Origin of the sequence: Vibrio ichthyoenteri ATCC 700023, from assembly GCF_000222605.1 — a bacterium.
Taxonomy (GTDB): domain Bacteria; phylum Pseudomonadota; class Gammaproteobacteria; order Enterobacterales; family Vibrionaceae; genus Vibrio; species Vibrio ichthyoenteri.
The window spans coordinates 60945-84931 of the sequence record NZ_AFWF01000003.1; the positions used below are offsets into that span (position 1 = coordinate 60945).

General features: G+C 45.7%; 18 protein-coding genes. 15 read left to right on the forward strand and 3 right to left on the reverse strand.

All coding sequences use genetic code 11. From position 1 onward, the window contains the following. Positions 1 to 22 precede the first annotated feature (22 nt). From rodZ to RH85_RS00305, 8 genes are all read left to right on the forward strand, one after another. Entirely contained in the window at positions 23 to 988 is a 966-nt protein-coding gene (gene rodZ / locus RH85_RS00270) for a cytoskeleton protein RodZ (protein ID WP_006710159.1), read from the forward strand. Positions 989 to 996: 8 nt separating this feature from the next. Next, positions 997 to 2115: a flavodoxin-dependent (E)-4-hydroxy-3-methylbut-2-enyl-diphosphate synthase gene (gene ispG, locus RH85_RS00275; RefSeq protein WP_006710160.1), complete on the forward strand. Its 1119-nt coding sequence runs from the start codon at positions 997 to 999 to the stop codon at positions 2113 to 2115. Between the two features lie 35 nt (positions 2116 to 2150). After that, positions 2151 to 3419 carry a histidine--tRNA ligase gene (gene hisS, locus RH85_RS00280; RefSeq protein WP_039948280.1) on the forward strand — a complete coding sequence of 423 codons (1269 nt, stop codon included), beginning with the start codon at positions 2151 to 2153 and terminating at the stop codon, positions 3417 to 3419. Positions 3420 to 3483: 64 nt separating this feature from the next. Next, positions 3484 to 4098 carry a YfgM family protein gene (locus RH85_RS00285; RefSeq protein ID WP_006710162.1) on the forward strand — a complete coding sequence of 205 codons (615 nt, stop codon included), beginning with the start codon at positions 3484 to 3486 and terminating at the stop codon, positions 4096 to 4098. Positions 4099 to 4109: 11 nt separating this feature from the next. Further along, entirely contained in the window at positions 4110 to 5270 is a 1161-nt protein-coding gene (gene bamB, locus RH85_RS00290) for an outer membrane protein assembly factor BamB (protein ID WP_006710163.1), read from the forward strand. Between the two features lie 186 nt (positions 5271 to 5456). Continuing rightward, positions 5457 to 6950, forward strand: coding sequence for a ribosome biogenesis GTPase Der (gene der / locus RH85_RS00295; protein WP_006710164.1), 1494 nt, complete (start codon positions 5457 to 5459; stop codon positions 6948 to 6950). Between the two features lie 106 nt (positions 6951 to 7056). After that, the gene (locus RH85_RS00300) at positions 7057 to 7962 is read left to right on the forward strand and encodes an alanyl-tRNA editing protein (RefSeq protein ID WP_006710165.1); all 906 of its coding nucleotides are present in this window, start codon (positions 7057 to 7059) and stop codon (positions 7960 to 7962) included. A gap of 304 nt (positions 7963 to 8266) precedes the next feature. After that, positions 8267 to 8497 (forward strand): zinc ribbon domain-containing protein, encoded by a 231-nt coding sequence (locus tag RH85_RS00305; RefSeq protein ID WP_006710166.1) that lies wholly within the window; start codon positions 8267 to 8269, stop codon positions 8495 to 8497. Positions 8498 to 8564: 67 nt separating this feature from the next. Here RH85_RS00305 and xseA read toward each other — a convergent pair whose 3' ends face one another. After that, positions 8565 to 9896 (reverse strand): exodeoxyribonuclease VII large subunit, encoded by a 1332-nt coding sequence (gene xseA / locus RH85_RS00310; protein ID WP_006710167.1) that lies wholly within the window; start codon positions 9894 to 9896, stop codon positions 8565 to 8567. Positions 9897 to 10129: 233 nt separating this feature from the next. Here xseA and guaB point away from each other — a divergent pair, with 233 nt between their 5' ends. The 4 genes from guaB (at position 10130) to RH85_RS00330 (ending at position 15849) form a co-directional block, all read left to right on the forward strand. Further along, the gene (guaB, locus tag RH85_RS00315; RefSeq protein WP_005594225.1) at positions 10130 to 11593 is read left to right on the forward strand and encodes an IMP dehydrogenase; all 1464 of its coding nucleotides are present in this window, start codon (positions 10130 to 10132) and stop codon (positions 11591 to 11593) included. Positions 11594 to 11705: 112 nt separating this feature from the next. After that, positions 11706 to 13259: a glutamine-hydrolyzing GMP synthase gene (gene guaA, locus RH85_RS00320; RefSeq protein WP_006710168.1), complete on the forward strand. Its 1554-nt coding sequence runs from the start codon at positions 11706 to 11708 to the stop codon at positions 13257 to 13259. Positions 13260 to 13436: 177 nt separating this feature from the next. Beyond that, the gene (locus RH85_RS00325; protein ID WP_006710169.1) at positions 13437 to 14957 is read left to right on the forward strand and encodes a Na+/H+ antiporter NhaC family protein; all 1521 of its coding nucleotides are present in this window, start codon (positions 13437 to 13439) and stop codon (positions 14955 to 14957) included. Between the two features lie 295 nt (positions 14958 to 15252). After that, positions 15253 to 15849, forward strand: a complete 597-nt coding sequence (locus tag RH85_RS00330; RefSeq protein ID WP_006710170.1) for an acetate uptake transporter — start codon at positions 15253 to 15255, stop codon at positions 15847 to 15849. 70 nt (positions 15850 to 15919) lie between these two features. Here the strand turns inward: RH85_RS00330 and RH85_RS00335 are convergent, their stop codons facing one another. After that, positions 15920 to 17467, reverse strand: coding sequence for an alanine/glycine:cation symporter family protein (locus RH85_RS00335; RefSeq protein WP_006710171.1), 1548 nt, complete (start codon positions 17465 to 17467; stop codon positions 15920 to 15922). A 446-nt stretch (positions 17468 to 17913) separates the two neighbouring features. Between RH85_RS00335 and RH85_RS00340 the strand changes: the two genes are divergently transcribed. From RH85_RS00340 to RH85_RS00350, 3 genes are all read left to right on the forward strand, one after another. Beyond that, complete coding sequence (locus RH85_RS00340) at positions 17914 to 19182, forward strand: O-acetylhomoserine aminocarboxypropyltransferase/cysteine synthase family protein (RefSeq protein WP_006710172.1); 1269 nt, start codon at positions 17914 to 17916, stop codon at positions 19180 to 19182. A 161-nt stretch (positions 19183 to 19343) separates the two neighbouring features. Then, positions 19344 to 20273, forward strand: coding sequence for a DUF808 domain-containing protein (locus RH85_RS00345; RefSeq protein ID WP_006710173.1), 930 nt, complete (start codon positions 19344 to 19346; stop codon positions 20271 to 20273). Between the two features lie 245 nt (positions 20274 to 20518). Continuing rightward, on the forward strand, positions 20519 to 22030 hold the full coding sequence (locus RH85_RS00350; protein ID WP_006710174.1) for a PTS transporter subunit EIIC: 1512 nt from the start codon (positions 20519 to 20521) through the stop codon (positions 22028 to 22030). A 166-nt stretch (positions 22031 to 22196) separates the two neighbouring features. Here the strand turns inward: RH85_RS00350 and RH85_RS00355 are convergent, their stop codons facing one another. Beyond that, positions 22197 to 23546, reverse strand: coding sequence for an MBL fold metallo-hydrolase RNA specificity domain-containing protein (locus RH85_RS00355; protein WP_006710175.1), 1350 nt, complete (start codon positions 23544 to 23546; stop codon positions 22197 to 22199). Positions 23547 to 23987 lie beyond the last annotated feature (441 nt).

Here is a 23987-nt window from a genome sequence, read left to right on the forward strand (position 1 = left end):
TAAAACTAGAGAATTGAATACTATGAACGCGGACCAACCAACCCCAGTTACAGAAGACAATGTAGATACTATCCGAGTAGAAGCGGGCACCATACTTAAGCAAAAACGTGAAGAGCTGGGTTTATCAAAGAAGCAGGTTGCAGATCGTCTTCGTTTGCGCCTTGCTCTGATAGAACAGATTGAAAGTAACCAGTTTGAAGCCGATCAAGTTGCGACTTTTACACGTGGTTATTTGCGTTCTTACGCCAAGATTGTTGGGATTGATGAAGCGATCGTGTTATCTGCGTTGGATGAGAGCTTAGGCACTCAGCCACAAGAGCAAACGATGAAGAGCTTCTCGCGTAAAACCAATCGTGAAAAACACGATAGCCGTATCATGGCGCTTACTTGGGGGATCGTCGCGATTATCGTCGCGATTTCATCGGTTTGGTGGTGGCAGAATCAGCAAAAAGATATGGTTGATATTGTGGCCGAAGAAGAGGCTGCATTGGTTTCTCCCGCTCCAGAGGTCAGTTTAGAATCTGTAGCAGAAGCTGAAAATGCGCTAACCACAGAAGAACAAGCTCCACAAGTCGATGAGCTGCAACCTTTAGAGCCAGCCGCAGAAACGCAAACGTTGCAAGAGGGCGATGCAGATGCGCAATCAGCAACACAGAGTGCTGATGCTGCGGTAGCGGAAACAACAGCAACGGATGCTTCAGTCGACGTTGTCAGCAATGAAGAACCAACCCCTAGCGCTGATATTGTCAGCGCTAATCATATGGAAATGAGCTTTAGCGATGATTGCTGGGTTCAAGTGAAGGATGCCGCTGGTAAAACGCTTACGACGGGCATTAAAAAAGCCGGACAAACTCTACAAGTTGAAGGCAAAACACCTTATAAAGTTATTTTAGGTGCGCCTGAAAACGTTTCTATCACATTAGCGAGTGAACCTGTCGACCTTTCTGGGTATACTGCAGGCAAAGTAGCAAGATTCACCTTACCTTAGATACGATTATGCAATACGAATCCCCTATCAAACGTCGCCCATCGACTCGAATTTACGTGGGCGATGTGCCTATTGGTGACGGCGCACCGATTGCTGTGCAATCAATGACGAACACCAGAACGACAGACGTGGAAGCGACTGTTGCACAAATTCGAGCGTTGGAAAATGTCGGTGCGGATATCGTACGCGTTTCAGTGCCGACCATGGATGCTGCAGAAGCATTCAAATTGATCAAACAACAAGTGAATGTGCCGCTCGTGGCAGATATTCATTTCGATTACCGCATCGCACTTAAAGTGGCGGAATACGGTGTTGATTGTTTGCGCATCAACCCAGGTAATATCGGCAACGAAGAGCGTATTCGCGCGGTTGTTGATTGCGCCCGTGATAAAAACATCCCAATTCGCATCGGTGTTAACGGTGGTTCTCTGGAAAAAGAAATCCAGATGAAATATGGCGAGCCAACCCCACAAGCACTGGTTGAATCGGCGATGCGCCATGTTGATATTCTTGACCGTCTCAACTTTGATCAGTTCAAAGTCAGCGTGAAAGCATCTGATGTATTCCTTGCGGTGGATTCATACCGCTTGTTAGCACAGCAGATTGATCAACCACTGCACCTTGGTATTACCGAAGCAGGTGGTGCTCGTGCCGGGGCTGTAAAATCGTCGGTTGGCCTTGGCATGCTGTTGGCAGAAGGCATTGGTGATACGTTACGTATTTCTTTGGCGGCGAATCCGGTTGAAGAAATCAAAGTGGGTTTCGATATTTTGAAATCACTGCGCATTCGCTCACGTGGTATCAACTTCATCGCTTGCCCAAGCTGTTCACGTCAAGAGTTTGATGTGATTAGTACAGTAAACGCGCTTGAAGAGCGCTTAGAAGACATTATTACGCCAATGGACGTATCGATCATTGGTTGTGTGGTAAATGGTCCGGGTGAAGCTGAAGTTTCACATCTTGGTCTAGCAGGTAGCAGTAATAAAAGCGCCTTCTACGAAGATGGCAAACGTCAAAAAGAGCGTCTTGATAACCAAGACCTTATTACGACTTTGGAAGCGAAAATTCGCGCCAAGGCTGCGCTTATGGACGAAAGCAACCGCATCAACATTAAAGTACAAGATTAAATCTCAACGAAGTAATACAAATTACGGTAATTATTGTGGCAAAAACTATTCAAGCAATCCGAGGCATGAACGACTGCCTTCCAACTCAATCACCACTGTGGCAAAAACTTGAAAACACAGTGAAAAACGTAGTTAGCGCATACGGTTATAACGAAGTGCGCATGCCAATCGTTGAAGAAACAAACCTATTCAGCCGCGCAGTTGGTGAAGAGACAGACGTCGTTTCAAAAGAAATGTACACCTTTGATGATCGTAACGGCGATAGCCTAACACTTCGCCCTGAAGGTACTGCGGGTTGTGTACGTGCATGTATTCAAAACAGCCTGATCAACCGTGACGAACAGCGTCTGTGGTACATGGGCCCTATGTTCCGCCATGAGCGTCCGCAGAAAGGCCGTTACCGTCAATTCCACCAGTGTGGTGTTGAGGTGTTTGGTCTAAATGGTCCAGATGTTGATGCTGAGCTGATTATGATGACAGCACGTCTATGGCGTGAGCTGGGTATCAATGAACATGTTCGTCTTGAGCTTAACTCTATCGGCTCTCAAGAAGATCGCGCAGAGTACCGTACTGCATTGGTTGCATTCCTTGAACAGCACATCGATGTGCTAGACGAAGATTGTAAGCGTCGTATGCACACTAACCCATTGCGTGTTCTGGATACGAAGAATCCTGACGTTCAGGCAATTCTAGGTGATGCTCCTCGTCTTTCTGAGTATTTAGGCGAAGAATCTAAGCAACATTTTGCTGGTCTATGTGAACTTCTTGATGCTGCGGGTATCGAATATAAAGTTAACGAACGTTTAGTTCGTGGCCTTGATTACTACAACCGTACTGTCTTTGAATGGATCACTGAAAGCCTTGGTTCTCAAGGAACAGTTTGTGGTGGTGGTCGCTATGACGGTCTAGTTGAACAACTAGGCAGTAAGCCAACACCAGCCGTCGGTTTTGCTATGGGTCTAGAGCGTCTGGTATTGATGCTTGAAACACTAGAGCTGACTGATGTACGTCGCAGTGTTGACGTTTACATGGTGACAGCTGGCGAAGGTACTATGATGGCGGGCATGAAGCTGTCTGAACAGCTACGCGAACAAGTACCAGGCCTGCGTGTAATGAACCACTTTGGTGGTGGCAACTTTAAGAAGCAGTTCAAACGTGCAGATAAAGTTGGTGCGGTTGTTGCTCTTGTGTTGGGTGAAAACGAAGTGGCAGACAACAGCGTTGTATTGAAAGACTTGGTTGGCGGTACGCAAGAAACTTACAGCCAAGCTGACGTTATCGCGAAATTAGCTGAATTTATCTAATCGAATTTAAATTTTGAAAGTGGCGATCTGACTCGCCACTTTTCTGATGTTAAGAGGACAGGAAGTGGAACTCTACGATACCGAAGAACAACAAGTTGAAGCGATCAAAGATTGGTGGAAAGAGAACGGTAAAGCCGTGATCTTTGGTGCAGTTATTGGCCTAGGTGGTTTATTTGGCTGGCGCTTTTACCAAGATACAACACTAGAGGCTCAAGAAGCGGCTTCTGCAAGTTATACCAAAGCGATGGAAAGTTTAGCGGCTACGGGCGCTCAAGCTGAAACGCAAGTGCAATCGTTCATTGAAGCGAACGGTGAATCTGAATACAGCATTTTGGCAGCACTTCAGTTGGCAAAAGTACAAGTGGAAGCAAACCAATTGGATGAGGCAATAACTCAACTCCAATGGGCAAAAGACGCAACTCAAGATCAAGCGCTATTAGCGGTTATCAATTTCCGTCTTGCTCGCCTACAAGCAGAGCAAGGTGACTTTGATAGCGCAATTGCACAGCTAGCAAATATTACCGATGCTGGTTGGACAGGTCGTGTTGAAGAACTGAAAGGCGATATCTTACTGCGTAAAGGCGATGCAGAAGGTGCTTATGCCGCATACACCGAGGCACAACAAGCGGGTGATGCAACAGAAGTACTGAAAATGAAATTGGATGATCTCGCCAAGTAAGGGCTTTTTGGATGAAGAAAATGCTGAACAAGGCATTAACTGCTGTTGCCATCGTAGGTGTACTAGCGGGTTGTGCGAGCGAAGAAGACACCATCATCATGGCACCAGTGCCTCAAGTTGATAGTGAGTTTACGCCAACCTCAGTGTGGAGCGCGTCGGTAGGAGATGGTGTCGATCGATACTTCTCAAAACTGTCGCCTGAATTTGCTTATGGCAAAGTGTTTGTCGCAAGTCGTGATGGTGTGGTGAAAGCCCTCAATCCGGAAAGTGGCGAAACATTATGGCAAGTCGAGCTAGAAGAAGATGTGCCAGCACGTCTTTCAGGTGGCATTACGGCTGCTTACGACAAACTGTTTATTGGCAGTGAAAATGGCGAAGTGATTGCACTAAACCAAGAAACTGGCGAGCTTATTTGGCGCGTTGGTGTTCAAGGTGAAGTGTTGGCAGCGCCGGCGACTGATGAAAACCTCGTTCTTGTTCATACCAGCGAAGGTTTCTTGCTGGCGTTGAATCAAGTTACCGGCGAGCAAAAGTGGGCGATTGGTACCGAAGTACCTAACCTAACGCTACGTGGTAATAGTGCTCCAGTTACTGTTTCTGGCGGTGTATTCTGGGGGACGGCAAATGGTCGTCTAGCCGCTGCGATTGTTCAGCGTGGTCAATTGATTTGGCAACAACCAATTGGTACACCAAAAGGCGCAACAGAAATCGACCGTATCGTTGATGTTGACGCGTCTCCAGTGATTCTGGGTGGTGTGCTTTACATTGTGGGTTACAACGGTCAATTGACGGCAATTGATTTGCGTTCAGGTCAACCGGCTTGGAAACGCAGTTACTCATCAGCCACTGATTTGGCCAATGATGGTAGCCGTTTATTTGTCGTGACAGACAAAGATCATATCGTTGCTGTTGATGCACGTAGCGGTACGGAGCTATGGAGCAATAAGCAGTTAGAACACCGCTTAGTGACGGCTCCAGAGATTATTGATAACTACCTAGTTGTCGGTGACAGTGAAGGCTACCTTTACTGGATTGACCGTTCAACAGGTGAGTTTGTTGCACAACAAGAAGTGGACAGCAGCGGTTTCGCGGTGCCACCGGTGCAATTGGATGATGGTTACGTAATTATCACTCGCGATGGCGATGTAAAGAAACTAACGATCAGTCAATAATTTCGTGATATAATTCACATTCGGCTCCTTTCTGGTGACAGATAGGGGCCGTTTTGTTCATATAAAACAAGTGTTTAATCCTGAAATTGTGGTTATAGGTAACTATTTGGTGATGAGCTTGGCAATAAGCAAAATTGTCAGTCGTTACCTATAACTACATAAGAAAAGAATATTGTAGAGGTTGTTATGGTTCCTGTTGTTGCTCTGGTAGGGCGTCCGAACGTAGGTAAGTCTACGTTGTTTAACCGTTTAACTCGCACGCGTGACGCGCTGGTAGCGGACTTCCCTGGCTTAACTCGTGACCGTAAATATGGCCAAGCTAAGCTTGGTGAGCATGATTTCATCGTTATCGATACCGGTGGTATTGATGGCTCGGAAGAAGGTGTAGAAACCAAAATGGCACAGCAATCGCTAGCGGCGATTGATGAAGCTGATGTGGTGCTATTCCTTGTTGATGGTCGCGCAGGTTTAACGCCAGCTGACCAAGCAATTGCAACGCATTTACGTAAGATTGAAAAGCCGGCGATGCTGGTAGTAAACAAAGTCGATGGTATTGACCCTGATGCAGCAAGCGCAGATTTCTGGCAGCTTGGCATGGGCGATATGTACCAAATCGCAGCGGCTCATGGCCGTGGTGTTGGTCAGTTGATTGACCTAGCTTTGAATCCATTTGCGGAAAAAATGATCGAAGATTCAAAAGGCGAAGGTGAAATCGAAGATTTGACTGACTTCATCGACGAAGATGAAGAAAAGCTAGATTACACTGAAGAAGAAGCAGAAGAAGAGTTCAAGCGTCTTCAAGATCAGCCAATTAAGATGGCTATCATCGGTCGTCCAAACGTGGGCAAATCAACACTAACTAACCGTATTCTTGGTGAAGAACGCGTTGTCGTGTATGACATGCCGGGTACTACTCGTGACTCTATCTACATTCCAATGGAACGTGATGGTCGTGAATACGTATTGATCGATACAGCAGGTATTCGTCGTCGCAAAAACATCAATGAAACGGTTGAGAAGTTCTCAGTAGTTAAAACATTGAAAGCGATTGAAGATGCCAACGTTGTTCTATTGGTTATCGATGCACGCGAAAACATTTCTGATCAAGATCTAAGCCTACTTGGCTTTGCGCTAAACTCTGGTCGTTCAATCGTACTTGCAGTAAACAAGTGGGATGGTCTAAACAACGACGTGAAAGAGCAAGTGAAGAAAGAGCTTGATCGCCGTTTAGGTTTCGTAGACTTTGCACGTATCCACTTCATCTCTGCGCTTCATGGTACAGGTGTTGGTCACCTTTTTGAATCAGTACAAGAAGCATACAACTCGGCAACGACGCGTGTAGGTACTTCTGTTCTGACGCGTATCATGAAAAACGCAACCGATGATCACCAACCACCAATGGTACGTGGTCGCCGTGTGAAACTGAAATACGCACACGCGGGTGGTTATAACCCACCAATCATCGTTATTCACGGTAACCAAGTGAAAGAACTGCCTGATTCATACAAGCGCTTCTTAATGAACTACTACCGTAAGTCGCTAGAGATCATGGGCACACCTATTCGTATTCAATTCCAGAATAGTGAAAACCCGTTCGAAGGCAAAACGACTAAGATGACACTATCTCAAGAGCGTAACCGTAAACGCATGATGAGCATGGTTAAGAATCGTAACAAATAACGTCAGTTTGATCGTTTCAAGAGAAAAGCGCCTACAATAGAGGCGCTTTTTTTATATCTAAATTTAATTCACCATTTTTTGTCAACCAGCTAGGGCGCCGACTCCAATGACCGCAGCAGTAATGACTCCCGTCACCGCAACCATCACACAGTTTTGCCACCAAACGTGGCAGTTAGACGCGAACGTTCAACTTATTCAACGTGAGGATCAGCGTCTGTATCTCGTTACCGATCAAACCCCATTTCATCCAGTTAGCCATATTTGGCCCGATCATCCAGCCGATCGTGGGTTTATCAAGATTGGTGCACAACAAATCGCGATCGTCGATTGTCTTGTCGGGGCGGTAGAGCTCAACAGCGGCCAGTTGTGTGTTGATAAGGCGATTAGCGTAAAACGTAATGAACCGGGCTGGGTATTTGTCGTTGTGCATTGTTTAGACGAAAGCGGCGAATACACACTCAACGTTGCTGATAAAGTGACCTTGGTGGTCGATAAAGCGTACCAACAGTCTTTGAGTCGCGGTCACAGCGCAGGACATTTGGCTTTCTTAGCACTCAACAAAGTGCTTTCTACTCAAGGTTACTGGCGTAAAGATGCAGAGCGTAAAGATCCGCACGGTTACAACGATTTTAATAGCTATGCGCAAGAGACCAGTTTTGTGACACCGGATCGATGCCTCGATAGCTACCGCTTAGGTAAGACATTACGCAAGCGTGGCTTAAATAGTGCAGAAATGGTAGAACAACTGAATGAAATAGAAACCCTTATTAATCAACAGGTTAGTCAGTGGCTTTTGATTGCGGCTGAAGTTGAAATGAGATGTGATGGGGATCACCTTACTGACTCTCGTTACTGGCAGTGTGATCTCGGAGAGCAGGCTAGAGCGATAATGCCTTGTGGCGGAAGTCACATTAGTAACTTGTCTGAGCTGGAAAGTGTACAAGTGAAGCTGCAAGAAACACAGCCAAATTACATTGAAATGCAGACCGATGTAATTGGAATGAGTAAATAAGCAGCTTGCTTTTATAAAACTCTGAAAAATTGAAACCAATTGGGTTTGGCAGGATTAGATATCGTTATAAATCCAAATGCAGAACATGTAACTTATGCTTTCGGTGTGTGGTTATATAAATGTTCTTTTCGGTGCTGATCGCTGATCAACTTGTATTTAGCCGATGATCCTATAAAGATCATCGTGACCGAATTGAGGCTCTTTGGTCAATCAGAAGCCTGCTATTGTGTGACGTGACGAAGATCAAAGCCGATTTAAAGCGTACGATCCACAATATGATCAGAATTCACAAGGAAGCATAAAAATGAGCGAAAACCAGTGTCCACAATGCAGTCAAGATTTACAGTGGCAAGGTCATTATCACTGCGAGCATTGCGATGCAGATTTCAAGAAAGTAGCATTTTGTCCTGATTGCGAAGCTGAATTAGAGAAGTTGCAGGCGTGTGGAGCGGCAAGCTATTTTTGTCATAGTAATAGCTGTAATGAACTCAAATCCAAATCACGCGCACGATTTGAATTTCAAAAGCAAGAATAGGCAATATGCTTGGGCTTGATAAAAGAAAGCCGCTTATGTAAGCGGCGTTATCTATGCTGAACCGGAATTAATTTACGGTTGAATGAACTTCGCCATTGGCTAAGCGGGTGACCAGAGTGTCGCCCGTTTTCACATCGTTAGCCGATTGAACCACTTGGCCTTGTGCATCTTGGGTTATGGAATAACCCCGCTTTAACGTTGCTAGTGGGCTGACGGTATCTAGCTTCTCTGCGGCTAATGCGAGCTGATGACGAGTATTGAGCAGCTTTCTATCCATGGCATCTAACAGCTTCTGTTCAACACGTGCAAGGGCTGCTTGTTGCGCGCTTAAACGCTTAGCCGGTGAATTCAGTTGGATGCGGTGTAGTTGTCGCTCTAATTTTTGTTGATGTTGCGCGATGAAACGTTGCATCGCACGTTGGAATCGACCATCCAATTCATCCAGCTGCTGGCTTTGACGTTGCAATTGTTGGCTAGGGTGCTGCCTTTCTAAGCGATGTTGTAGGCGGTTAACTTGCTGCTTTTGTTGTGACAGATAGTAGCGCCATGCAGCAAACAGCTTTTGCTCACGTCCGGCGATGCCTTGCGCTTTGTGGCTATTATCACGGCTAACCAATTCAGCAGCTGCCGAAGGGGTAGGGGCACGCATATCGGCGACAAAGTCTGCGATCGTCACATCGATCTCATGACCGACGGCACTGATGATCGGGATCTGGCTGGCAGCGATCGTACGGGCAACGATTTCATTATTAAAGCACCACAGATCTTCGAGTGAGCCGCCACCACGACCCACGATCAACACATCACACTCGTTACGTGTATTGGCTCGGCCAATCGCTTGAGCGATCTGAATTGCCGCTTCTTCGCCTTGTACCATGGTTGGGTAAATCACCACGGGCAGAGAAGGGTCACGACGCTTTAACACATCTAAGATGTCGAATAGGGCTGCGCCTGTTTTCGAGGTGATAACGCCAACGCACTTAGGGTGCTCAGGTAAGATTTGCTTGCTGGTTTGGGCAAACAATCCTTCACTGGCCAACTTCATCTTCAGTTCTTCAAATTGTTGTTGTAAGCGACCGTCACCTTCAGGCTGCATGCTTTCGATGATTAATTGATAATCACCACGCGGTTCATACAGAGAGAGACGAGCTTTAACTAAAACTTGATTGCCATTGGTAGGCTTGAAACTGACATGACGATTGTTGCCACGGAACATGGCGCATTTTACTTGGGCGCGGGAATCTTTGAGTGTGAGATACCAGTGGCCAGAGACAGGTGCAGAGAAGTTGGAAATCTCGCCAACTAACCAGACAATTCCCATTTCATTTTCGAGTAATAAGCGAACTTCGGCATTTAGACGAGAAACAGTGAAGATGTTTTGATTGGTCAGAGATGACACAGCTAAATTCCGTGGGCGTGGGTATGGAAGTTAGCGGAAATATAATACATAGCAAGGGGGTAAATGCAAGAAAAAAATTAAAAAAATTAGTGGTCAAGCGTATGCGTTAACCGTATAATCCCACCGCAATATCTAATCCAAATGCAACGAGTCACCCTGACGAATTGCCCTCATTATGCGAAACGATGAGACTGGATTGTTTTTTTTACTCCTCTACTTGTGAGATATTGCAAATGCTAAGAATTGCCAAAGAAGCGCTGACATTCGATGACGTACTACTCGTGCCAGCTCACTCCACTGTTCTCCCAAACACAGCTGATCTTCGCACTCAGCTAACGAAAAACATTTCTCTGAACATCCCAATGATTTCTGCGTCTATGGACACAGTTACTGAAGCTCGTCTTGCTATTGCCCTTGCGCAAGAAGGCGGTATTGGTTTCATTCATAAGAACATGTCTATCGAGCAACAAGCTGAGATGGTTCACCAAGTGAAAATCTTCGAAGCGGGCGTTGTTACTCACCCTGTAACAGTACACCCAGATGCAACGATTGCTGATGTCGTAGAACTAACAAGAAAACACGGCTTTGCTGGTTTCCCTGTAGTGACTGAAAGCAACGAGCTTGTTGGTATCATCACCGGTCGTGATGTGCGCTTTGTTACTGATTTAAGTAAGAAAGTGAATGTAGTTATGACGCCTAAAGAGCGTTTGGCTTCAGTTAAAGAAGGTGCATCTCGTGAAGAAGTTCAAGAGAAAATGCACAGCGCTCGTGTTGAAAAAGTATTGGTCGTGAACGATGAGTTCCAACTGACCGGTATGATCACCGCAAAAGATTTCCACAAAGCAGAAACCAAACCTAACGCATGTAAAGATGCGCAAGGTCGTCTACGTGTTGGCGCAGCCGTTGGTGCTGGCGCTGGTAACGAAGAACGTGTTCAAGCATTGGTTGAAGCGGGTGTTGACGTTCTACTTATCGACTCTTCACACGGTCACTCTGAAGGTGTTCTAAATCGTATCCGCGAAACTCGCGCTGCATTCCCTGATCTAGACATCATTGGTGGTAACGTTGCAACAGGAGCTGGTGCTAAAGCGCTTATCGAAGCGGGTGTAAGCGCAGTGAAAGTGGGTATTGGCCCAGGTTCAATCTGTACCACTCGTATCGTAACCGGCGTAGGTGTTCCTCAAGTAACTGCTATCGCAGATGCGGCAGAAGTAGCAAACGAGTACGGCATTCCAGTTATCGCTGATGGCGGTATCCGTTTCTCTGGTGATATCTGTAAAGCAATCGCAGCTGGTGCATCATGTGTGATGGTTGGTTCAATGTTCGCAGGTACAGAAGAAGCACCGGGTGAAGTCATTCTTTACAACGGTCGTTCATACAAATCTTACCGCGGCATGGGCTCACTAGGCGCAATGTCACAAGGTTCTTCAGATCGTTACTTCCAATCTGATAACGCAGCAGACAAGCTAGTTCCAGAAGGTATCGAAGGTCGTATCGCATACAAAGGTCACTTGAAAGAGATCGTTCACCAACAAATGGGTGGTCTACGTTCAAGCATGGGTCTAACTGGCTCAGCAACGATCGAAGCAATGCGTACTAAAGCAGAATTTGTTCGTATCTCAGGTGCAGGTATGGCTGAATCTCACGTACACGACGTTCAGATCACTAAGGAAGCGCCAAACTACCGTCGAGGTTAATTCTTTCGATAGAATTTATCTTACGTAAACGTTTGCTTTTTCCTTGAAGCATTAATGTGAGGCGGGTAAACTCGCCTCCGTTGTAATAACTCAGCTTATAAGACTGCCCAAAATGACTAAAAATATTCATGACCAACGTATTCTGATTCTGGACTTCGGTTCTCAGTACACTCAGCTAGTAGCACGCCGTGTTCGTGAGATCGGTGTTTACTGTGAGCTTTGGAGCTGGGATGTAGAAGAAGCGGATATTCGTGAATTCAATCCAGATGGCATCATTCTATCTGGTGGCCCTGAGAGTGTAACTGAAGCAAACTCTCCACGAGCTCTTCAATATGTATTCGACTCTGGTGTTCCTGTATTTGGTGTATGTTACGGCATGCAGACCATGGCTGAGCAACTTGGCGGTAAAGTAGCAGGTTCTACTGAGCGCGAATTTGGTTACGCTGCAGTACAAGTGACGGGCGAATCAGCACTGTTCGCTGGCCTTGAAGCGACACAAGATGTGTGGATGAGCCACGGTGACAAAGTTATCGAAATCCCATCTGACTTCACTAAGATTGCGCAAACGGACACTTGTCCTTACGCAGCAATGGCGAATGAAGAGAAGAAATACTATGGCGTTCAGTTCCACCCAGAAGTAACGCACACCAAAAACGGCCTTAAGATGCTAGAAAACTTCGTACTAAACGTATGTGGTTGTGAGCGTCTATGGACTTCTGAATCAATCATCGAAGACGCGGTTGCTCGTATTAAAGAGCAAGTAGGTGACGATGAAGTGATTCTTGGCCTATCTGGTGGTGTGGATTCATCTGTTGTGGCAATGCTTGCGCACCGTGCAATCGGTGACAAGCTAACGTGTGTATTCGTTGATAACGGTCTACTACGTTTAAATGAAGGCCAGCAAGTGATGGAGATGTTTGGTGATCAGTTTGGTCTAAACATCATTAAAGTTGACGCAGAAGAGCGTTTCCTTAAAGCACTTGAAGGCGTGTCTGAGCCAGAAGCAAAACGTAAAATCATCGGCCACGTTTTCGTTGATATCTTTGATGAAGAATCAAAGAAACTGACCAATGCTAAATGGCTAGCGCAGGGTACGATCTATCCAGACGTTATCGAATCAGCGGCGTCTAAGACAGGCAAAGCACACGTGATCAAATCTCACCATAACGTAGGCGGTTTGCCAGACGATATGGAAATGGGCTTGGTTGAGCCATTACGTGAGCTATTTAAAGATGAAGTACGCAAGATCGGTCTAGAACTTGGTCTGCCATACAACATGCTTTACCGCCACCCATTCCCAGGACCAGGCCTTGGTGTTCGTGTCCTTGGTGAAGTGAAAAAAGAGTACTGTGACTTGCTACGTCGCGCAGATGCTATCTTCATTGAAGAGCTACACGCTGCGGATCTTTACAACAAAGTTTCTCAAGCATTCACTGTGTTCCTGCCAGTACGCTCTGTAGGTGTAATGGGCGATGGCCGTAAATACGATTGGGTTGTATCGCTACGTGCGGTAGAAACCATCGACTTTATGACGGCTCACTGGGCGCACTTACCATACGACTTCCTAGGTAAGGTTTCTAACCGTATCATTAACGAAGTAGACGGTATTTCACGCGTGGTGTATGACATTTCTGGTAAGCCACCAGCAACGATTGAGTGGGAATAATTTCCGCTTAAACGATTGTGATAAGAACCAGCCTTAGGGCTGGTTTTTTTATATCTAAATGCCATAGCAATCAATAATGAATACGGATATAAACTTTTGAATTAGTATTTATATACAAGATGGGTTGTTGTATGTACATTCACTTTTAGTGGTTAAATATACAAAATGGATTTTATTATGGAACAGCCCGGCATCTTCTCTCTTTTACCTATTATCGTCACTTTGGTTCTGGCTCTCACAACAAGAAATGTTGTTTTGGGTTTATTTGCGGGCGTGATCAGCGGCGTTGCGATGCTAGAAGGCACGTTTGTTCAAACCGGATTGCTTGATTCATTTAGCGCATTAATGAAAAGCTATCTTTTACCGCAGCTAACGGACAGTTATAACGCGGGCGTTATTTTGCTCTTGGTGTTTATTGGTGGCTTTGTTGCCCTGATGGAAAAATCCGGTGGTGGTGTTGCCTTTGCTGAGCGCGTGACGAAATTGGTTGCCAATAAATGCCAAGCTCAACTTTCCGCATGGCTGGGTGGCATCGTTATTTTTTTCTCTGATCTAGGCACGCCGTTAATTGTTGGCCCGGTGTTCAGGCCGTTATTTGATAAGCTTAAAATATCGCGTCAGAAACTGGCATTTATTATCGACTCTACCTCTTCTCCTGTTGCAATTCTGGTCCCATTCATTGGTTGGGGCGTCTATATCATGGGGTTGATCCAAAAAGAGTTCACTCAATTGAACGTTGGTATGAGTGATTGGGATGCGTTCATTGGCGCGATTCCTTATCAATTTTATGCATTCCTAGCGATCGCGATTGTACCGATTATTTCGATTTTCAAACTGGACTTCGGTCCGATGGCACAGGCAGAGAAGCAAGCTGAGCAGGGCATAATTAACCAGCCTTCTGAGCAAGAACAGCATCAAGCCTTTACGCATAAAAATGCAAAGTCGTCTTTTGTTTGGGCGCCGTTGTTAGTGATGCTGGTGGTGTTGTGTTCGATGCTCGTCCCACAAGGTTTTCCTTTCCAAAAAATCGCCGGATCGACTTTTCGCGCGGCGCTTTCTACCGCATATTTGTTTGCAGCATTTACGTTAATCAGTTTAATGGCCTTTTACGGCGTAAGAAAAATGGCGGACAGCATCCAGGTTTACCTAAAGGGAATGTCAGGGATGATGTCGGTGGCTGTGATTTTGATCCTTGCTTGGTCACTCAGTTCTGTTGGTAAAGAACTCGGGGCGGCGGCCTATATTGCAGAGCAAGCCCAAGCTGGATTCCCACATTGGTTATTACCAGCGATCGCGTTTCTATTGGCGGCGATTATTTCGTTTGCAACCGGTTCATCTTGGGGAACGTTTGCGATAATGATGCCGTTAGTTATCCCAACCGCAGTCGCTATTGATGCGCCATTGTTGGTGTGTATTGGTGCGGTTCTATCGGGTGGTTTGTTTGGCGATCATTGCTCACCAATTTCAGAAACGACAATCCTTTCGTCAACGGGCGCAGCTTGTGAGCAATATGAACACTTTCGGACTCAACTGCCTTATGCAATGGTGAATGGTATGATTGCATTGGTTGGCTTCTTGTTCGCAGGGGTAACCGCATCACCACTGACACTTATTTTCGCTCTTTCAGTACAATTGGCGCTCTATTTCTTGTTGACCAAAACAGCATTGGGGCAAAAACTGTATCAAGCCGATACCTAGTCATTGTTAACCGTTTCCCATTCATGCAACTGATGAAGCGCCAGGATCAGTTGCTTTTTATTTGAGCAGATTAGCGTGATTGTAAATAGCAAAAAAGCAGTCAACTTTGATTAAAAAATCTACGTTAATGCGTTTGTCCGTTTGTTTTAAAAGGTCATGATTAAGTCGTTTGGATTATTCGTCTGATTTCGTATTTGTGTAATCTAAGTTTGCGTTACTCGCTTCTTGTGTTTAATCGGGTGTACCTTAAAATTCGCGCGTAATTTTTATAAACATTTTTGAAAGGTACGCGCCAATGTCAACAAAACTGGCTAACCCAGCCCCACTAGGCCTAATGGGTTTCGGTATGACAACTATCCTGCTTAACATCCATAACGCAGGCTTTTTTCCAATCGATTCAATGATCCTAGCAATGGGCATCTTCTACGGTGGCCTTGGCCAAGTTCTTGTTGGCATGATGTGCTTTAAGCGTGGCGACACCTTCGGTACTACTGCTTTCACTTCTTACGGTCTTTTCTGGCTGACTCTAGTGGGTATTCTTGTAATGCCTAACATGGGTCTTGCACCAAGCCCAGCAAGCTTCATGGGTTGGTACCTAGCACTTTGGGGTATCTTCACAGGCTTCATGTTTATCGGTTCTCTTTGCTACCCAGTAGCGAAGCAAGTGGTATTTGGTTCTCTAACGATCCTATTCTTCCTACTTGCTGCACGTGATTTCACTGGTAGCTCAGTTATCGGCACTATCGCTGGTATCGAAGGTATTTTCTGTGGCGCAAGCGCAATCTACTTCGCAATGGCTCAAGTGTTAAACAACGAATTCGGTCGTGTCGTGCTGCCAGTTGGCGAAAAGCGTATCAAGCCAATCGTTGCTGCTGAGCAAGTTGCTGCTTAATCGCGCTATTGTTCTAATGTAATGAAAAGGGTTAGCCATTGGCTAACCCTTTTTTGTACACCGCTTTTTCTTATTTTATTGAGGGCTGTGATACGACCTCAGTTTTTTCTTCGTCGATCGGGTTATCCCCCGTTTTGCGACGATATCTCTCTTCCCAGTAGTGAGCGCCTTTGATCCCCAATTTTATTGGATTAAAGGTGTATTCAGTGACGCCTTGCTTTTGTTGCTCTTCGTAATCTTTCAGTGCTTTTAAAGCTGGTTTTGATAAGAAGAAGATGATCAGAATACCAACAATGTTGAGCCATGCCATGAGTCCGACACCAACATCGCCCATCGCCCACGCCAGATTGGCGGTTTTCACCGTGCCGTAGAACACTGATGAGATGATCACTAACTTAAGTATGAACATCAGCCCACTGACTTTGAAAGTTCGTCGGATGTAAGCAATGTTCGTTTCGGCAATGTAGTAGTAGGCCAATACCGTCGTGAATGAGAAGAAGAACAGGGCAACAGCAATAAACGGTTTACCGATCCCCGGTAGCGCACTTTCAATCGCCATTTGGGTAAATACTGGGCCATTAGCGCTGATATCAGCAGAAAGCTGTTGGACTAAAAATGCTCCTTCAGCAGCACCATGGACGTTGTAAGCGCCAGTGATAAGAATCATAAACGCAGTGGCTGAACAGACTAATAGTGTATCAATATAGATAGAAAACGACTGCACTAAGCCTTGTTGAGCTGGGTGTTCCACGTTCGCTGCTGCTGCCGCATGTGGGCCTGTACCTTGCCCTGCTTCGTTAGAGTAAACCCCGCGTTTCACCCCCCAACCAATTGCAGCACCAAAACCGGCCATTGGCGTGAAGGCATCGCCAATGATCATTGAGAAGATGCGTGGTACTTCGCTGATGTTGAGTAGGATAATCACAAACGCAGTGATGATATAGGCCAGCGCCATGAATGGCACAACCACTTGAGTAAAGTGGGCAATGCGTTTTACCCCACCAAAAATAATGAAGGCTAGAATAATCGAGATAACGGTGCCGGTGAGGATTTTGGCAAAACTGAAGGTGCCGACCGCTGTTTCAATCATCTCACCACTACCAAATGCCGCTTCAACCGCATTACCAATGCTGTTTGATTGCACCCCTGGTAATAACACACCACAGGCAAAAATCGTAGCGATGGCAAAAATCCAGGCGTACCAGCGTTGTCCCATCGCTTTCTCGATGTAATAAGCTGGGCCACCACGGAATTCGCCGTTATCTTCTTCCTTATAAATTTGTGCCAAAGTGGATTCTGCATAAGCGGTTGCTGCACCAAAAAAGGCCACCATCCACATCCAAAACACCGCACCTGGTCCCCCAAATCCTATCGCTGCGGCCACGCCGGCAATATTACCCGTGCCCACACGGCCAGATAGCGACACGGCAAGAGCTTGGAAAGATGAAATACCTTTCTCTGAACTCTTGCCTGAAAGTAATAAGCGCCACATTTCGAAAAAGTGGCGAACTTGAACAAACCGAGTGGTGATTGAGTAAAACAAGCCCGCACCTAGGCATAAATAAATCAGTGCGGGGCTCCAAATGATTCCATTCAGAAAATCAACTAAAGACTGCATAAGCATTTTCCCTGTTAGCTATGTATAGCAATGTTGTGTTTATTTTTGTATTTATCGTGTCGACAAATATTAACCTGTATGTAATTAAAATGTTAAATAAAACCTGCTTTAATTGTGATGAGCGTGATGTGGAGCACAAGATATTAAGGTTTTATTACTTTTTGATATTTACCAAGCTTATAAGGAGAGATTTTGTTTGGATCGTTGGTCTTTGAAGGGATATGCAGACTTTAGTCAGCGTTACATCGCCCACTTTCATTAGTGTTCTACTCTAAAAATGTGAGCTTGGTTAGTGATTTGTATTATTGAGTTATCACGAATTCGCCTAGGAAAAGCAATTGAAGATCATTTCGCCGACCAGCATCAAATGTCCTCTAGTTGATGCTTTATTCATCAAGCAGAAAGGCGCATTATCAAATATCAAATACAAACTTCACGGATGATTTATGAAAGACGAAACCCTCGCGATTCACTTCGGTTATGAAACTGAGCCCACCACCAAGTCTGTCGCGACACCAATCTATCAAACAGTGGCCTATGAATTTGATAGCGCCCAACACGGCGCGGATCTTTTTAACCTCGAAGTTCCGGGGAATATCTACACCCGAATCATGAACCCGACCAATGATGTTCTCGAAAAACGTATGGCTGCGTTAGAAGGTGGCATTGCGGGTTTGGTTGTCAGCGCGGGGAGTGCGGCAATTAACTATGCGATTTTAACTTTGGCTGAAGCGGGCGATAACATCGTTTCCACTCCGCAGCTCTATGGCGGTACTTACACCTTGTTTGCCCACATGCTACCAAAGCAAGGTATTGAAGTGCGTTTCGCCAAAGACGATAAACCGGAAAGCTTAGCGGAATTGATCGATGAAAATACCAAGGCGGTTTATTGCGAAAGCATTGGTAACCCAGCGGGTAATATTATCGACCTTGAACGCGTCGCCGAAGTGGCGCACGCGCAGGGTGTGCCTGTGATTGTCGATAACACCGTAGCGACTCCTGCACTGTGCAAGCCGATTGAGTTTGGCGCTGACATCGTGGTGCACTCGCTCACCAAATACGTCGGTGGCCATGGTACGACATTAGGCGGCGCGATCATTGATGCTGGCACCTTCCCTTGGACGGAGCACAAAGAACGTTTCCCAGTGATGAATCAACCAGAGCCTTCTTATCATGGCGTGGTGTACACCGAAGCATTTGGCCCCGCGGCATTTATTGGTCGGGCACGTACCGTACCACTGCGTAACACGGGCGCCGCACTATCACCAATGAATGCGTTTATGCTGATGCAAGGGTTAGAAACCTTATCGCTGCGCATGGAGCGCCATACAGAGAATGCGCTGAAAGTCGCCCAATACCTGCAGCAGCATGAGAAGGTGAGTTGGGTTAGCTACGCCGGTTTAGTGGACTCACCATTCTACCCACTCGCTGAAAAGTACATGCAAGGTAAGCCGTCGGCGATTTTGTCGTTCGGTCTTAAAGATGGCTATGACGCTGGCGTGCGATTCTATGATGCGCTGCAAATCTTCAAGCGTTTGGTCAATATTGGTGATGCGAAATCACTCGCTTGTCATCCTGCTTCAACGACACATCGCCAGATGAGTACTGAAGAGCAAGCCAAGGCGGGGGTGTATCCTGAAATGATTCGCTTATCGGTAGGCATTGAGCACATCGATGACATTCTTGAAGATTTAAATCAAGCACTGCAAGCGTAATCGTTTTACTAGTTATTTTTGTCTTTTTTTAGGCGCCTTATGGGCGCCTTTAGTTTTATTTACAGCGTCAATAAGTGTTTATGGCCTATGATGATCCCAATGCGATAAAAGCTTTAAACCCGCGAGAATACGGGTTTAGAAACAAAAAATAAGGAAACAAAATGGCAGGGTTAAGTTTACTGACACTACTCGATGACATTGCTTCGGTATTGGATGATGTAGCGCTGATGTCGAAAGTCGCGGCGAAAAAAACCGCAGGGGTGCTGGGTGATGATCTGGCATTAAACGCGCAGCAAGTGTCGGGTGTGCGCGCCGAGCGAGAAATTCCGGTGGTGTGGGGCGTAGCCAAAGGCTCTTTTCGCAATAAGCTGATTTTGGTTCCTGCGGCCTTATTGATCAGTTCGATTGCGCCTTGGCTCATCACGCCCTTGTTGCTGATTGGTGGCTTGTTCTTGTGTTTTGAAGGGGCAGAGAAAGTGCATGAGAAGTTTTTCCATCATGCAAGCTCAACAGAACAAGCAGAGCATAAAGCGGAAATCGAATCCTCGGCCGAAGATCTTAGCGATTACGAGCAGAAGAAAATTAAAGGGGCGATTCGTACCGATTTTATCCTCTCGGCTGAGATTATTGTGATTGCGCTAGGCACAGTGCAAGGACATCCATTCCTGACTCAAGTATTAGTGATGAGCTTGATTGCCATTTTGATGACGATTGGTGTGTATGGCCTAGTGGCCGGCATCGTTAAGATGGATGACTTAGGCTTTTATCTGCAACGCAAAAGCGGTGGGCAGGGCATATTAGGTTCCCTTGGTAACGGCTTGGTCGCAATGGCGCCAAAGCTAATGAAAATCCTAACGGTTGTCGGCACTATCGCGATGTTTTTAGTTGGGGGTGGCATCGTGGTGCACAGTTTGCCATTTGTACATCATGGCTTGACCAGTGTGGTGAATATGTTGCCAGTGATCCCTTATGTGACGCCGACTTACTCAGTTATCGGTAACGGCATTATTGGCCTTGTGAGCGGGTTTATTATCCTCACTATTATGACGTTTTATCACTCGTTACGCGGAGTGAAAAACGATGATCAATAGGGAAGGCTACAAGAGTTAATGCTGCATGATGAGTAAAAAGATCATCATGATCCTAAAGCTCATAAATGATTGAATAGCTGATATTTTCATTTATTAAAAACGAATGTAAAACAATTCTGGTTTGTAAGAGGGAGCTTACAAACCACTCGCAATTTGCAACCTTAGACTTGAACTATCTCGATAGAATCGTTGTTGGCAAAGTACCTTACGAAAAAGTACCTTACAACAACAGATGGACATGAATTATGATAGACAGTCTTAAGAGTGGTTTATCAAAGCTTTCCTCAATCGGCAAAGCGTTGATGTTACCGATCTCAATCCTACCTGCCGCGGGCTTGTTACTCGCCTTCGGTGCAAAACTCGACATGCCGCTAATGATGCGCGCTGGCGGGGTCATCTTTGATAACCTAGCACTGCTATTCGCGGTTGGTGCTGCGGTAGGTTTAACTAAAGAATCCGGTATCGCAGCATTAGCGGCAATCGTTGGTATGGTGGTCATGAATGCCACTATGGGCGTTGCACTCGGCATTACCCCCGAAATGGCGATGTCGGGTGGTCGTTATGCAATGGTGATGGGTATTCCTACCCTACAAACCGGCGTATTTGGTGGCTTGATAGCCGGTATTCTCGCCGCAACTATGTATCAGAAGTTCTTTGATACCAAACTGCCTGATTTTCTTGGTTTCTTCGCCGGTAAATGCTTCGTTCCTATTGTTACTGCTTTTGCTGCGTTTCTTATCGGCCTTGTATTACCTTACATCTGGTCTTACATCCAATCAGGGATTGATGCACTGTCGCACATGGCGAACGGTGGCAACATGTACCTCTCTACCTTTATCTATGGGTTTATGGAGCGCGCTCTGATTCCGGTTGGTTTGCACCATATTTTCTATAGCCCTTATTGGTTCTCGTTTGGTGAATACACCACTGCAGCGGGTTCGGTGGTTAATGGTGACCACACCATTTGGTTCAAAATGCTGGAAGATGGCGTGAAAGATTTCTCTACCGAGCAATATGTGGATGCCGGCAAATTCCTTTCAGGTAACTTCGCTATCTACATGTTTGCTTTCCCAGCGGCGTGTTTGGCGATGTACCACGAAGCCAAAGACAAGAACAAAAAAATTGCGGCGGGTATTTTGGGCTCGGCGGCGCTAACATCATTTGTTACCGGCATTACTGAGCCGGTTGAGTTCGCCTTTATCTTTGTCGCGCCAGTGCTGTATATCTTCTCCGCTATCATGGCTGGGGTCTCTTACGCGGTGACTTATGCGTTAGATGTGCACATTGGTAAAACCTTCTCTGCGGGTATTATTGACTTCATTTCTTTTGGTGTTCTGCCAAGTATGGATGGTTTTAAAACCAACTGGATCAACGTGTTAATTTGGGGTCCATGTATGGCGGCCATTTACTACACGGTATTCCGATTTGCGATTCGAAAATTCAATCTAAAAACCGTTGGTCGTGAAGATACAGAACGCAAAGAGATCACGTTAGAGAACGATGAACTGGCGACGGAAATAACTAAGCTGTTAGGTGGTCGAGGTAACATCACCACGGTCGGCGCGTGTATTACCCGTCTGCGCTTGGAAGTCAAAGATGTTTCTATCATTGATGAAGACGGCATTACAGCGTTGGGCGCGATGGGCGTGATTAAAGTGGGTAAGCATGGCGTACAGATTATCTTAGGTGCCCGTGCTCAGTTTGTGGCTGACTGTATGAATGAAGGCGCAAATGGTCATCAACCAGCGACGGCATAATACGCTCTAGTGTAAGTAATAAAAAGCGCACGTTGTCAGTATGAACACGTGCAATAAAATTTAGTCATTCTCCCCCAAAATGTAATGACGAAGAGCGCCTCTAACGGCGCTCTTTTTTTATCGGGTCTATTTTATTAAGCTACTCGATGATTAGGGCTCTCCTTTGTTAAGGGACGATACATTGATAGCCCTTTGTTTGGAGTAACTTGGCAAACTGAGTTTTTGATGCCACCTCACCATGAATCAAATGCACCTCTTTAGGTGGGGGCGAAATCCCTTCAATAAAACGCAGTAAATCGGTTTGATCTGCATGGGCAGAATAGCCAGACATTGTATGCACTTGAGCATGGATATCGATGACTTGGTCATCCATGATTACCTGCTTATCGCCACTTTGTATCACCCACCCTAAAGTGCCTTGCGCTTGGTAACCGATCAACAACACGTCGGTCCGCTTGTCGCTTAACAAGGCTTGTAAGTAATCCATAATCCGCCCACCTTGGCACATACCTGAAGCGGCAACGACAATTGCGGCTTCTCCAGTGGAAGTGAGGCGATTGACCAGCCGCTGGTGAGTTCGATGATCTTCTACCGTAATGCACTGTTCAAACGCGAGGGGATGACGGTGATTATTCAGACGTTGTTTGGCTTCTTTGCCCCACAAGGTTTGGAAGCGTCGATAAGATTTAGTCACTTTTTGCGCCATCGGCGAATCGAGAATGATGGGTAAATTGGCGTTGATTTTTTGCTGGTGGATCAATTGTTCTATATCAAACAGTAATTCTTGTGTTCGTCCAACACTAAAGGCCGGGATTAGTATCGCGCCGCCATCGGCCAGAGAGCGTTCGATGATCGCCAGTAAGCGATTTGAACGAGTTTGGATATCGTCATGAGTTTTTGCGCCATAAGTGGACTCAATCAGCAAATAATCTGCGCGGGATGGGGGCACAGGATCGGGTAAGAGCGGGGTATTGCTCGGCCCCAAGTCACCCGAAAAAACTACGATCTCTTGATTGGGCAATAACACTTCAATATAGGCCGAGCCAAGAATATGTCCGGCATGCTGAAAGCGGGCTTTTAAGGGCTCGTGTTGCCTAGTGGCGAGAGTGGGAGCGAAAGGTAGCGGCGGGATTTCAAACCATTGGTTATAGGCTTGAGGGCGAAGTAAATGCTGAATATGTTTAAGCACACGTTTGACTTGTTTCTTGGAGAGGCCCAATTGCAATTTCAAGCTATCTTCTAACATTAAAGGCGCCAGTTCAGCGGTAGCCTCCGTGCAGTAGATGGGCTGTTTAAATCCTTGTGCGAGCAGCCAAGGTAGCCGACCAATATGGTCGATGTGGGCATGAGTGAGCAATAGGGCTTGGAGATGCTTGATCGCAAACTCAATTTCAAGAGGGCGCTTATCTTGACCTTGAAATAAACCACAGTCGATCAAGATTGCGAGATCGTCAACTCGTAGCTCATGACAAGAGCCTGTCACCGTATCTTTACCACCATGATGAATGAGTTGCATAACCCCCCCCTTAAAGAATGAAAAAACGATATGTGTTGAGGCTAACGTGTGCCATTGAGCGCCACTCACTATATATCGCTAAGCGTAATCCTCGTTGATAAAACTAAACTGCCTCGATTTATCAGCTTATACAATTGTTAAGAGGTTAAATGTGAAGCAGTAAAAATAACGGCGATGCAAGAGAAAAACAGTGATTGATTATTAAGGATTGCCACAAACGTGAATAAGCTGGGTCGATAAGTAACGTTAGATAGCGAGTTAAATAAGGAAAATTAAACAGAAAATTATCGTTGTTAAACTTGCTAGCAAAATGGATAAATTGTTGAGTGAGATTTTTTGATTTTGGATGCGGTGTCACGAAAATTACTTTTATTTATGTAACTAAATGTAATTTCAATTCGTATTGAATCAATAAAACAAAAATAAATCAATAGCTTACCT

Coding starts and splice junctions, on each gene's coding strand:
- RH85_RS00335 (WP_006710171.1), bottom strand. CDS start 17,467: ATGCAGTCTTTAGTTGATTTTCTGAATGGAATCATTTGGAGCCCCGCA.
- RH85_RS00325 (WP_006710169.1), top strand. CDS start 13,437: ATGGAACAGCCCGGCATCTTCTCTCTTTTACCTATTATCGTCACTTTG.
- RH85_RS00340 (WP_006710172.1), top strand. CDS start 17,914: ATGAAAGACGAAACCCTCGCGATTCACTTCGGTTATGAAACTGAGCCC.
- guaB (WP_005594225.1), top strand. CDS start 10,130: ATGCTAAGAATTGCCAAAGAAGCGCTGACATTCGATGACGTACTACTC.
- RH85_RS00305 (WP_006710166.1), top strand. CDS start 8,267: ATGAGCGAAAACCAGTGTCCACAATGCAGTCAAGATTTACAGTGGCAA.
- RH85_RS00355 (WP_006710175.1), bottom strand. CDS start 23,546: ATGCAACTCATTCATCATGGTGGTAAAGATACGGTGACAGGCTCTTGT.
- der (WP_006710164.1), top strand. CDS start 5,457: ATGGTTCCTGTTGTTGCTCTGGTAGGGCGTCCGAACGTAGGTAAGTCT.
- RH85_RS00345 (WP_006710173.1), top strand. CDS start 19,344: ATGGCAGGGTTAAGTTTACTGACACTACTCGATGACATTGCTTCGGTA.
- RH85_RS00330 (WP_006710170.1), top strand. CDS start 15,253: ATGTCAACAAAACTGGCTAACCCAGCCCCACTAGGCCTAATGGGTTTC.
- RH85_RS00300 (WP_006710165.1), top strand. CDS start 7,057: ATGACCGCAGCAGTAATGACTCCCGTCACCGCAACCATCACACAGTTT.
- RH85_RS00350 (WP_006710174.1), top strand. CDS start 20,519: ATGATAGACAGTCTTAAGAGTGGTTTATCAAAGCTTTCCTCAATCGGC.
- ispG (WP_006710160.1), top strand. CDS start 997: ATGCAATACGAATCCCCTATCAAACGTCGCCCATCGACTCGAATTTAC.
- bamB (WP_006710163.1), top strand. CDS start 4,110: ATGAAGAAAATGCTGAACAAGGCATTAACTGCTGTTGCCATCGTAGGT.
- guaA (WP_006710168.1), top strand. CDS start 11,706: ATGACTAAAAATATTCATGACCAACGTATTCTGATTCTGGACTTCGGT.
- rodZ (WP_006710159.1), top strand. CDS start 23: ATGAACGCGGACCAACCAACCCCAGTTACAGAAGACAATGTAGATACT.